The organism is Acinetobacter tibetensis (assembly GCF_023824315.1).
Classification (GTDB): domain Bacteria; phylum Pseudomonadota; class Gammaproteobacteria; order Pseudomonadales; family Moraxellaceae; genus Acinetobacter; species Acinetobacter tibetensis.
Genome location: NZ_CP098732.1, coordinates 2,597,279 through 2,611,361, shown reverse-complemented (window position 1 = coordinate 2,611,361; position 14,083 = coordinate 2,597,279). Strand labels below are relative to the sequence as shown.

Sequence of the window (14,083 nt, the reverse complement as noted above, 5' to 3'; positions counted from 1 at the left end):
AAAAGAGGTGGGTATTATGAGTGTTAAAAGATTAATATTGATGGTTGGGTGTTCATTGTTTTGGGTCGGATGTTCAACTGCAAATAAGAATCCACCTTTTGAACATTGGAATCAATTCGGTTCAAAACCTTACTTACAGCCTAAGATTATTAAAGAAGGGCATACGCAAGTTGTATTTATTCGTGATAAAGAGGGATTAAAAGGGCCGGCAGCGAATGTATTTGTTGAAGGGTATTATTTAACGTCATTATTACCTGATTCATTTAAAGCAATACAGTTATGTGCACGTCCTACCCGTATTAGTGCAATTTACGCGCAAAGTGCTGTGAACTATACCAATGCACGTCGATTGAATTCTACGCAATCACTTACAGAAGGTTCGACACAATACTTCAGATTAGTTAATGGTAGTAATCAGGCAATACAAGTCCAAGAGCTTACTGAGACACAAGCTCAATCGCTGCTACCAAATTTGAAAGAGGCAATTGGCACAGTCTCTCGTGTAAAAGCGATCGAGGAATGTGCACAGCCAGTTTATGTTCAGGTTCCTGTGAAATCGGAGTTGAAGAAATATACCTTAGAGGCAAGTACGGTTTTTGGTTATGCCAAATCTGGACCTAATGATTTAACACCGAAAGGTCGTGAAGAGATTGCTTCAATTGCAGCAGAAATTACCCGTGATCAAGAGTCGATTAGCCATATTGCAGTGATTGGTTATACAGATCCTGTGGGGTCTGAAAATTCCAATCAACAACTGTCGCAGCGTCGTGCTGAAACCGTACGTGCAATCTTGGTTCAAAACGGTGTCGTGAAAAAGAATATTTTGGTTGAAGGGCGTGGTGAGCAAGAGCTTGTGGTGAGTGATTGTGAGCAGAAATATGCCAAGGATAAAGCAGCGCGTGAGCAATGTAACTTGCCAAACCGACGGGTAGAAATTGTGACCTATGGAATGAAAGCTGAATAAACGTTGCTCTATATTTATTCAAAATTTTAAAAAACAAGTTATAAGAAAAGGATAAATAAAATGCCAAATCAAACAGTTACTATAAAATTACATGATGCGAAAACCATTATTTCGGCTTTGCAAGTTACTAAAACTCACGATCAGCCTGTGACGATTCAGGCACAAAAGGGCATTAATTACGAGTTGATTGATGATGCAACTCAATTTGCGCCAGAAAATATCAAAATTCAGCGTGTCGGTAATGATCTATATATTGGTTTTGAAGATGATGGTGTTAACGCACTTGATCCTGACCTCATTATTCAAGGTTATTACGGTACGGATGGGACGACAACCAATCTGCTTATTGGGCTGCATGAAAATGGCAGTTATTACGCGTATGTACCTGAAACAGGTGCACAGCAGCATGCAGTCAGTATGCTGGCTGATCAAGTCAGTGTTGGACAAGCTTTGGGTGGTGAGCCTTTAACTTCTGCAGCCTATGAATTTAACCCGTATTGGTTGCTGGCTTTAATTCCTCTGGTTGGTTTGGCGGCGGCTGGTGGAGGTGGAGGCGGAGGTGGCGGGACACCAGCTCCATCTACGGACAAACCCGATGTGGTGGCTCTAAATGGTGGTGTAGTTACAGTTAAACCAGGTTCAAACAATGTAAAACAAGTCATTACCTATACAGATGAATCTAATAATCCAGAGTCCTTAACAGCAATAAAGGGTTCGGATGGTAAATGGAGTCTAGATAAAACGCCAACAGGTGTAAGCATTGATTCATCAACAGGCTTGGTGACTATTGGTATGGATGCCGTAAAAGATGGCAGCACAGTGAATTCTACGGGCACCAACTCTAGCAATAATACGGCTACTGATAGCGATACGGCTAAGATAGACGATAGCACCCCAACTTCAGCCAATGTACCCGATGTTATGGCTTTAGTGACAGGTGCAGTTGCAGTAAAACCTGGTGCAGATAACGTTAAGCAAGTTGTTACTTATATAGATGAATCCAATAATCCAGTGACCTTAACGGCAATAAAAGGAGCTGATGGTAAATGGAGTCTAGATAAAACGCTTGCCAATGTTTTAATTGACCCTGCGACAGGCGTGATTGCGCTTGGTCCAGATGCAGTCAAAGATGGTTCAATCGTTAAGTCCGTGGGTACTGATGCGTATAACAACACTGCGACAGATAGTGATACAGCAAAAGCTGATGAGACGGATACTCAAGGTTCAGATTTAATTGCCGATAAGCCTAATGTATTGGCGCTGGTTGGGGGTTCGGTTACAGTCACCCCTGGTGTAGATAATGTTAAAGAAGTTATTCGCTATACAGATGAATCCAATAATCCTGTGATTCTAACGGCAACTAAGGGTGCAAGTGGAATTTGGAGTTTAGACAGTACACCAACTGGCGTGATTATTAATCCTGTGACAGGTGTTGTTACTATTGGAATGGAGGCTGTAAAAGATGGAAGCACCGTCACTTCAGTGGGTTCAGATCAATTCAACAATACTGCGAGCGACAGTGATACAGCGCATTTAGATGTTACAAGCTATACCGTGACCTTCGACTCGATTACCAACGACACGGGTAGTTCTAACAGTGACTTCATCACCAATGACAACAGCTTACTGTTTAAAGGTACGGTGGATCTGGGGGATAGTAATGCCCTAAGTGTCAGTGTAGGCGGAACCAACTATACCTTAGCAGATTCTGAATTAACGGTAGATGCTTTAGGTAACTGGACGCTGAATCTTACAGGCACACTACTACTTGATGGCATCTATCCAGTTATTGCAACGGTGACTGATAGCGCAGGGAATAGCAAAAGTACCACCAGCCAGAATGTGGTGATTGATACCAAGATCGACACTGATAATGACGGTAAAACCGTGACCTTCGACTCGATCACCAACGACACGGGCAGTTCCAACAGTGACTTCATCACCAATGACAACAGCTTACTGTTTAAAGGTACTGTGGATCTGGCTGATGGCAACAGCTTGAGCGTTAAAGTCGGCAGCACCACTTATCTCGCAACAGACTCACGTCTCACAATCGATGGTTCAGGTAACTGGACGCTGGATTTGACGGGTTCGGAATTACTCGATGGTAGCTATGCAGTTATTGCAACGGTGACCGATAGCGCGGGGAATAGCAAAAGTACCACCAGCCAGAATGTGGTGATTGACACCAAGATCGACACTGATAATGACGGTAAAACCGTGACCTTCGATTCGATCACCAACGATACAGGCAGTTCCAACAGCGACTTGATCACCAATGACAACAGCTTGCTGTTTAAAGGCACGGTGGATCTGGCTGATGGCAACAGCTTGAGCGTTAAAGTCGGCAGCACCACTTATCTCGCAACAGACCCACGTCTCACAATCGATGGTTCAGGTAACTGGACGCTGGATTTGACGGGTTCGACATTACTCGATGGCAGCTATGCAGTGGTAGCCACAGTCACAGATGCAGCAGGAAATACCGCCAGCAGCACCAGCCAGAACGTGGTGATTGATACCAAGATCGACACTGATAATGACGGTAAAACCGTGACCTTCGACTCGATCACCAACGACACTGGCAGTTCCAACAGTGACTTCATCACCAATGACAACAGCTTGCTGTTTAAAGGTACGGTGGATCTGGCTGATGGCAACAGCTTGAGCGTTAAAGTCGGCAGCACCACTTATCTCGCAACAGACCCACGTCTCACAGTCGATGGTTCAGGCAATTGGACGCTGGATTTGACGGGTTCGACATTACTCGATGGTAGCTATGCAGTTATTGCGACGGTGACCGATAGCGCTGGGAATACCGCCAGCAGCACCAGCCAGAATGTGGTGATTGATACAGCCGATGCACCTGATGTCGTGGCTTTGCCAGGTGGTGCAGTCACCTCAACCCCGGGAGCGGACAACGTCCAACAGGTGATCAGCTACACCAATGAAAGCGATACACTCGTGACCCTGACGGCCACCAAAGCCGCGGATGGCACTTGGAGTTTGGCTACAACCCCGACAGGCGTCAGCATAGATCCAAGCACTGGTGTCATCACGCTGGGGATGGATGCAGTCAAAGACGGCAGTGTCGTGAGCGCAGAGGGCACCGACCAATACAACAACAGCGAGACAGACAGTGATACCGCAAAAACAGATGACATCACCCTAAATACAGCCGATGCACCTGATGTCGTGGCTTTGCCAGGTGGTGCAGTCACCTCAACCCCGGGAGCGGACAACGTCCAACAGGTGATCAGCTACACCAATGAAAGCGATACACTCGTGACCCTGACGGCCACCAAAGCCGCGGATGGCACTTGGAGTTTGGCTACAACCCCGACAGGCGTCAGCATAGATCCAAGCACTGGTGTCATCACGCTGGGGATGGATGCAGTCAAAGACGGCAGTGTCGTGAGCGCAGAGGGCACCGACCAATACAACAACAGCGAGACAGACAGTGATACCGCAAAAACAGATGACATCACCCTAAATACAGCCGATGCACCTGATGTCGTGGCTTTGCCAGGTGGTGCAGTCACCTCAACCCCGGGAGCGGACAACGTCCAACAGGTGATCAGCTACACCAATGAAAGCGATACCCCCGTGACCCTGACGGCGACCAAAGCCGCGGATGGCACTTGGAGTTTGGCTACAACCCCGACAGGCGTCAGCATAGATCCAAGCACTGGTGTCATCACGCTGGGGATGGATGCAGTCAAAGACGGCAGTGTCGTGAGCGCAGAGGGCACCGACCAATACAACAACAGCGAGACAGACAGTGATACCGCAAAAACAGATGACATCACCCTAAATACAGCCGATGCACCTGATGTCGTGGCTTTGCCAGGTGGTGCAGTCACCTCAACCCCGGGAGCGGACAACGTCCAACAGGTGATCAGCTACACCAATGAAAGCGATACACTCGTGACCCTGACGGCCACCAAAGCCGCGGATGGCACTTGGAGTTTGGCTACAACCCCGACAGGCGTCAGCATAGATCCAAGTACTGGTGTGGTCAGTATTGGGCGTGATGCGGTCAAAGACGGCAGTGTGGTGACCTCAGTCGGCACCGACCAATACAACAACAGCGAGACAGACAGTGATACCGCAAAAACAGATGACATCACCCTAAATACAGCCGATGCACCTGATGTCGTGGCTTTGCCAGGTGGTGCAGTCACCTCAACCCCGGGAGCGGACAACGTCCAACAGGTGATCAGCTACACCAATGAAAGCGATACACTCGTGACCCTGACGGCCACCAAAGCCGCGGATGGCACTTGGAGTTTGGCTACAACCCCGACAGGCGTCAGCATAGATCCAAGTACTGGTGTGGTCAGTATTGGGCGTGATGCGGTCAAAGACGGCAGTGTGGTGACCTCAGTCGGCACCGACCAATACAACAACAGCGAGACAGACAGTGATACCGCAAAAACAGATGACATCACCCTAAATACAGCCGATGCACCTGATGTCGTGGCTTTGCCAGGTGGTGCAGTCACCTCAACCCCGGGAGCGGACAACGTCCAACAGGTGATCAGCTACACCAATGAAAGCGATACACTCGTGACCCTGACGGCCACCAAAGCCGCGGATGGCACTTGGAGTTTGGCTACAACCCCGACAGGCGTCAGCATAGATCCAAGTACTGGTGTCATCACGCTGGGGATGAATGCGGTCAAAGATGGCAGTGTCGTGAGCGCAGAGGGGACGGACCAATACAACAACAGCGAGACAGACAGTGATACCGCAAAAACAGATGACATCACCCTAAATACAGCCGATGCACCTGATGTCGTGGCTTTGCCAGGTGGTGCAGTCACCTCAACCCCGGGAGCGGACAACGTCCAACAGGTGATCAGCTACACCAATGAAAGCGATACACTCGTGACCCTGACGGCCACCAAAGCCGCGGATGGCACTTGGAGTTTGGCTACAACCCCGACAGGCGTCAGCATAGATCCAAGCACTGGTGTCATCACGCTGGGGATGGATGCAGTCAAAGACGGCAGTGTCGTGAGCGCAGAGGGCACCGACCAATACAACAACAGCGAGACAGACAGTGATACCGCAAAAACAGATGACATCACCCTAAATACAGCCGATGCACCTGATGTCGTGGCTTTGCCAGGTGGTGCAGTCACCTCAACCCCGGGAGCGGACAACGTCCAACAGGTGATCAGCTACACCAATGAAAGCGATACACTCGTGACCCTGACGGCGACCAAGGCCGCGGATGGCACTTGGAGTTTGGCTACAACCCCGACAGGCGTCAGCATAGATCCAAGTACTGGTGTGGTCAGTATTGGGCGTGATGCGGTCAAAGACGGCAGTGTGGTGACCTCAGTCGGCACCGACCAATACAACAACAGCGAGACAGACAGTGATACCGCAAAAACAGATGACATCACCCTAAATACAGCCGATGCACCTGATGTCGTGGCTTTGCCAGGTGGTGCAGTCACCTCAACCCCGGGAGCGGACAACGTCCAACAGGTGATCAGCTACACCAATGAAAGCGATACACTCGTGACCCTGACGGCGACCAAAGCCGCGGATGGCACTTGGAGTTTGGCTACAACCCCGACAGGCGTCAGCATAGATCCAAGTACTGGTGTGGTCAGTATTGGGCGTGATGCGGTCAAAGACGGCAGTGTGGTGACCTCAGTCGGCACCGACCAATACAACAACAGCGAGACAGACAGTGATACCGCAAAAACAGATGACATCACCCTAAATACAGCCGATGCACCTGATGTCGTGGCTTTGCCAGGTGGTGCAGTCACCTCAACCCCGGGAGCGGACAACGTCCAACAGGTGATCAGCTACACCAATGAAAGCGATACACTCGTGACCCTGACGGCGACCAAAGCCGCGGATGGCACTTGGAGTTTGGCTACAACCCCGACAGGCGTCAGCATAGATCCAAGTACTGGTGTGGTCAGTATTGGGCGTGATGCGGTCAAAGACGGCAGTGTGGTGACCTCAGTCGGCACCGACCAATACAACAACAGCGAGACAGACAGTGATACCGCAAAAACAGATGACATCACCCTAAATACAGCCGATGCACCTGATGTCGTGGCTTTGCCAGGTGGTGCAGTCACCTCAACCCCGGGAGCGGACAACGTCCAACAGGTGATCAGCTACACCAATGAAAGCGATACACTCGTGACCCTGACGGCGACCAAGGCCGCGGATGGCACTTGGAGTTTGGCTACAACCCCGACAGGCGTCAGCATAGATCCAAGCACTGGTGTCATCACGCTGGGGATGGATGCAGTCAAAGACGGCAGTGTCGTGAGCGCAGAGGGCACCGACCAATACAATAACAGCGAGACAGACAGTGATACCGCAAAAACAGATGACATCACCCTAAATACAGCCGATGCACCTGATGTCGTGGCTTTGCCAGGTGGTGCAGTCACCTCAACCCCGGGAGCGGACAACGTCCAACAGGTGATCAGCTACACCAATGAAAGCGATACACTCGTGACCCTGACGGCGACCAAGGCCGCGGATGGCACTTGGAGTTTGGCTACAACCCCGACAGGCGTCAGCATAGATCCAAGTACTGGTGTGGTCAGTATTGGGCGTGATGCGGTCAAAGACGGCAGTGTGGTGACCTCAGTCGGCACCGACCAATACAACAACAGCGAGACAGACAGTGATACCGCAAAAACAGATGACATCACCCTAAATACAGCCGATGCACCTGATGTCGTGGCTTTGCCAGGTGGTGCAGTCACCTCAACCCCGGGAGCGGACAACGTCCAACAGGTGATCAGCTACACCAATGAAAGCGATACACTCGTGACCCTGACGGCGACCAAGGCCGCGGATGGCACTTGGAGTTTGGCTACAACCCCGACAGGCGTCAGCATAGATCCAAGTACTGGTGTGGTCAGTATTGGGCGTGATGCGGTCAAAGACGGCAGTGTGGTGACCTCAGTCGGCACCGACCAATACAACAACAGCGAGACAGACAGTGATACCGCAAAAACAGATGACATCACCCTAAATACAGCCGATGCACCTGATGTCGTGGCTTTGCCAGGTGGTGCAGTCACCTCAACCCCGGGAGCGGACAACGTCCAACAGGTGATCAGCTACACCAATGAAAGCGATACACTCGTGACCCTGACGGCGACCAAAGCCGCGGATGGCACTTGGAGTTTGGCTACAACCCCGACAGGCGTCAGCATAGATCCAAGTACTGGTGTGGTCAGTATTGGGCGTGATGCGGTCAAAGACGGCAGTGTGGTGACCTCAGTCGGCACCGACCAATACAACAACAGCGAGACAGACAGTGATACCGCAAAAACAGATGACATCACCCTAAATACAGCCGATGCACCTGATGTCGTGGCTTTGCCAGGTGGTGCAGTCACCTCAACCCCGGGAGCGGACAACGTCCAACAGGTGATCAGCTACACCAATGAAAGCGATACACTCGTGACCCTGACGGCGACCAAAGCCGCGGATGGCACTTGGAGTTTGGCTACAACCCCGACAGGCGTCAGCATAGATCCAAGTACTGGTGTGGTCAGTATTGGGCGTGATGCGGTCAAAGACGGCAGTGTGGTGACCTCAGTCGGCACCGACCAATACAACAACAGCGAGACAGACAGTGATACCGCAAAAACAGATGACATCACCCTAAATACAGCCGATGCACCTGATGTCGTGGCTTTGCCAGGTGGTGCAGTCACCTCAACCCCGGGAGCGGACAACGTCCAACAGGTGATCAGCTACACCAATGAAAGCGATACACTCGTGACCCTGACGGCGACCAAAGCCGCGGATGGCACTTGGAGTTTGGCTACAACCCCGACAGGCGTCAGCATAGATCCAAGTACTGGTGTGGTCAGTATTGGGCGTGATGCGGTCAAAGACGGCAGTGTGGTGACCTCAGTCGGCACCGACCAATACAACAACAGCGAGACAGACAGTGATACCGCAAAAACAGATGACATCACCCTAAATACAGCCGATGCACCTGATGTCGTGGCTTTGCCAGGTGGTGCAGTCACCTCAACCCCGGGAGCGGACAACGTCCAACAGGTGATCAGCTACACCAATGAAAGCGATACCCCCGTGACCCTGACGGCGACCAAAGCCGCGGATGGCACTTGGAGTTTGGCTACAACCCCGACAGGCGTCAGCATAGATCCAAGTACTGGTGTCATCACGCTGGGGATGAATGCGGTCAAAGATGGCAGTGTCGTGAGCGCAGAGGGGACGGACCAATACAACAACAGCGAGACAGACAGTGATACCGCAAAAACAGATGACATCACCCTAAATACAGCCGATGCACCTGATGTCGTGGCTTTGCCAGGTGGTGCAGTCACCTCAACCCCGGGAGCGGACAACGTCCAACAGGTGATCAGCTACACCAATGAAAGCGATACACTCGTGACCCTGACGGCCACCAAAGCCGCGGATGGCACTTGGAGTTTGGCTACAACCCCGACAGGCGTCAGCATAGATCCAAGTACTGGTGTGGTCAGTATTGGGCGTGATGCGGTCAAAGACGGCAGTGTGGTGACCTCAGTCGGCACCGACCAATACAACAACAGCGAGACAGACAGTGATACCGCAAAAACAGATGACATCACCCTAAATACAGCCGATGCACCTGATGTCGTGGCTTTGCCAGGTGGTGCAGTCACCTCAACCCCGGGAGCGGACAACGTCCAACAGGTGATCAGCTACACCAATGAAAGCGATACCCCCGTGACCCTGACGGCCACCAAAGCCGCGGATGGCACTTGGAGTTTGGCTACAACCCCGACAGGCGTCAGCATAGATCCAAGTACTGGTGTCATCACGCTGGGGATGAATGCGGTCAAAGACGGCAGTGTGGTGACCTCAGTCGGCACCGACCAATACAACAACAGCGAGACAGACAGTGATACCGCAAAAACAGATGACATCACCCTAAATACAGCCGATGCACCTGATGTCGTGGCTTTGCCAGGTGGTGCAGTCACCTCAACCCCGGGAGCGGACAACGTCCAACAGGTGATCAGCTACACCAATGAAAGCGATACACTCGTGACCCTGACGGCCACCAAAGCCGCGGATGGCACTTGGAGTTTGGCTACAACCCCGACAGGCGTCAGCATAGATCCAAGTACTGGTGTCATCACGCTGGGGATGAATGCGGTCAAAGACGGCAGTGTGGTGACCTCAGTCGGCACCGACCAATACAACAACAGCGAGACAGACAGTGATACCGCAAAAACAGATGACATCACCCTAAATACAGCCGATGCACCTGATGTCGTGGCTTTGCCAGGTGGTGCAGTCACCTCAACCCCGGGAGCGGACAACGTCCAACAGGTGATCAGCTACACCAATGAAAGCGATACACTCGTGACCCTGACGGCGACCAAAGCCGCGGATGGCACTTGGAGTTTGGCTACAACCCCGACAGGCGTCAGCATAGATCCAAGTACTGGTGTGGTCAGTATTGGGCGTGATGCAGTCAAAGACGGCAGTCTCGTGAGCGCAGAGGGGACGGACCAATACAACAACAGCGCGAGCGACAATGACACGGCATTGGCTGATGACCTGAATCCAAATGCAGCCGATGCACCTGATGTCGTTGCATTAGATGATGGTTCAGTCACTGTGACTCCAGGTGCAGATAACGTCCATCAAGACATTACTTTTACAGATGAAAATAATAATTCACAAATAGTGACTGTATCACAAGCACTAGATGGTACATGGTATTTTGATGATCCAGCTCCAACGGGTGTAAGTTTAAATACAAGTACTGGCGTGGTTACCATTGGACAAGATGCAGTAAAAGATGGAAGTTTAGTAACAGCTTATGGTTATGATATTACATCTTATTTGGAAATCGATAGTGATACCGCAAAAGGCGATGTTGTGACTGTCTCTGTCTCAGAAGAAGGGTTGACAGGTGCAAATGCTGATGCTGTTGGTAATCCTGAAGATACAACAAATTCAACAATGGTATCAGGAACTTTAAATCTTGGTAATTTAACTAATGTGGCTGTAACTGGTCCATCGGGTATTACTTCTGGTGGGCAGCCAGTGAGTTGGAGTGGTTCGATTACGGCAGGCGTTTATACATTAACAGGAAGTGCGGGAGGTAAAGAGGTCGCGGTACTGACACTTTCAACTTTAGGGGCTTACACCTTTACCTTGAAACAACCGATAGACCATTCAATTGCTTCACTTGAAAACATTTTAGGTCTTGGTTTTACCATTGCCTCTACTGATGCTGTTGGAACAACCAATTCAACTTTAGTCATTAATGTTGAAGATGATTCACCAATTGCCGCGCCTAGTAGCATACATAATGTCGATGTCCAACCTGCGGCTATAGAAGGAGATTTAGTTGTAAGTTATGGTGCAGATCATGGTCATGTGCAAAGTATCTCGGTTGATGGTTACACTTTAACCTATTCATCTACAACAGATTCGGTTTCAGCTTCAGGATTGGCTGGCTCAATTACTTATAGCTTTAATGCTGTAAATGATGAGTTAACCATCAACAAAGGCACGGGTGAAGTTCTGGTCGTAGATATGTTGACGGGGCATTACAGTTATTCCTCATTAGTGATAACAACAGCAGCTCAAGCACCGATTGTAGGCATTAATAAATCAGCCAGTCTGTTAGGGCTGGTAAATGCAGAGGCCTTAGATTTGATCGGGATTGGTACTAACCAACTTTTAACGGCGGTTGATCCGAATAACGATATTCAATCAGTTGTAGTCAATGCAAACTCAGTCATTAGTGTTGGTTTAGGTAATTATTATAAATTGGACTGGTCAACTGCTATGGCAGCAGAGTTTGGAATAAAGGTTGTAGAAGAGAATAACATTCTTGTCGTTGATGTTTTAGGTATCCCTACACTTACAACCCAATCTTATTCAAAACTGACAATCACATCTTTGGATGGTGGGCCAATTGATAACTTTAAATTGAATGAATTTTTAGCAACTGTTTACGTTCATCAATATGGTATAGATCTAGTATCACTAGGTCTAGCACCGACAATTTCTATTTCTGCAACAGATAGTCAACCCGTGACTTCTAGCACTTCTTATACTGATTTGCTTGGTGTAAGTCTATTAGATCCGAGTAACGACCCAGCAGGTGTGGTAGAGGGCACAAGTGCTACAAATACGCTCAATGGAACCAATGGTGATGATCGTTTATATGGTTACGCCGACAATGATAATTTAACGGGTAACCAAGGGAATGATTTACTTCGTGGTGGAGCTGGGACTGATACGCTTTCAGGTGGCTCAGGAAATGATATTTTAAGTGGTGGTACAGGAAGTGACACACTTACAGGTGGCTCAGGCAATGACACTTTCCTTTGGGAGAAAGGTGATCAGGGGACTGTTGTGGCACCAGCCGTAGATACCATTACTGACTTTTCTAAACAACCTGTTGCGGGTGGAGGGGATATTCTCGACTTACGTGGCTTATTGGTCGGTGAATTGGCGAAGGGTACAAGTATTGGAAACTTGGCAAATTATTTATACTTTGTCTTTGATGGTACCAATACAATTCTTTATATCAATACCGCGGGTACGCTTTCGGCTGCAACACCTGCAACAACTTCTGATCAGCACATTACATTTACGAATGTAGATTTAGTGGGTAGCTATACCACTCAGCAAGAGATTATTTCGAATTTACTTAAAAATGGAAACCTCTTGGTAGACCAGGAAACCACGAACACGGACTTAAATGGTTCCTCATCTTTTGATGTAGTGATAGTAGATAATGATGGTGATACTGCTTCAACCAATATCACCTTTGACTCAACTTCACCATCTACCTCAACACAACCGAATGTAGCACCGATTGCACAAGCTGCCGATGCAACTTTGCTGGGCTTAATTGGTGTAGATGCGCTTGGCATCATTGACTTGAATCAACAGGCTTTTATTGCGGTCGATGCTAACCAAAATTTACGTTCGGTAGAGGTGGAATTTAATGGTCTACTCACGGTAAATTTAGGAAGTCTTAGTTTCTCTGCTTCTGCTCAATTAGCCGCAGATTTAGGGCTCGAAATTCATATTAATAATACATCGGGTGTATTGGGGTTGGTAGGAGCAACGTCAACAATAACCATTACAGCTGCAGATGGTGGAAATATTGATAATTTAGCTGTGAATGAATTATTAGCCACGATTCAGCTCAATTCCGATATAAATTTACTCAGTTTGGTTACGGGTTTGAGTGTGAGCGCCTTGGGTAGTTTTACTGTGACTGCAACCGATAGTTACGGTGCAACAGATTCAGACAGTTTCTCATCGTTACTGAATGCTCAGGTACTGCAGAACTTGTTAGGGTCTGGAGAAAATCCTGATATTATTCAAGGAACTTCAGCAAATGATACTTTAAACAATAGTGCATCTGGCACCATTCATGAGCGTCTCTATGGCTACGATGGTGATGATACGCTAAATGGTAGTTCTGGAAATGACTTACTCCGTGGCGGTGCAGGGAATGACATCTTAAATGGTGGTGATGGTAATGACCTGTTGATTGATGGCAATGGTGCCGATACTTTCACTGGTGGTAATGGTAATGACGTGATTATCATTTCAGGTACAGGCTTTATTTCTATTGATGGTGGTGCGGATACAGATACTTTAACGTTATTGGGTGGCATAGATTTAGATTTAACGACATCGAATAATATTACCAACATTGAACATATCGATTTGGGTAATGGTGCAGAAGGTTCGAAATTAACGTTGACTGCCGCTGATGTTCTGGAAGTTACTGGATCAAATACACTACAAATTTTTGGTGATTCGCATGATCAGGTACAAATGATTGGCGCGATTAAAGGCGCAGAATCTACCATTAATGGTGTAACGATGACGCAATATACGCTCGGTGCAAACACAGTATTTGTAGATAATGATATTGTGAATGGTATGGGGGTGATTGTCCTTTAGTTGATCGGTAAACCGTCTTATTTGATTTGAATCACCTCATGAACCTCTCTGATTTATTAGGGAGGTTTTTTCTTTATTGCGTTTGAATCATTAAAGTTAGAACTATCTAATGTAAAAAATCCCGCCATCAAGGCGGGATTTTTTTAGGAT

At 48.7% G+C, this 14,083-nt stretch carries 2 protein-coding genes; both read left to right on the top strand.

What is annotated here, in order from left to right; all coding sequences use genetic code 11:
* Window positions 1-16: 16 nt before the first annotated feature.
* Window positions 17-964, top strand: a complete 948-nt coding sequence (locus tag M5E07_RS12595; RefSeq protein ID WP_252219655.1) for an OmpA family protein — start codon at window positions 17-19, stop codon at window positions 962-964.
* Window positions 965-1,024: 60 nt separating this feature from the next.
* Window positions 1,025-13,933: an Ig-like domain-containing protein gene (locus M5E07_RS12590; protein WP_252219652.1), complete on the top strand. Its 12,909-nt coding sequence runs from the start codon at window positions 1,025-1,027 to the stop codon at window positions 13,931-13,933.
* Window positions 13,934-14,083: the final 150 nt, after the last annotated feature.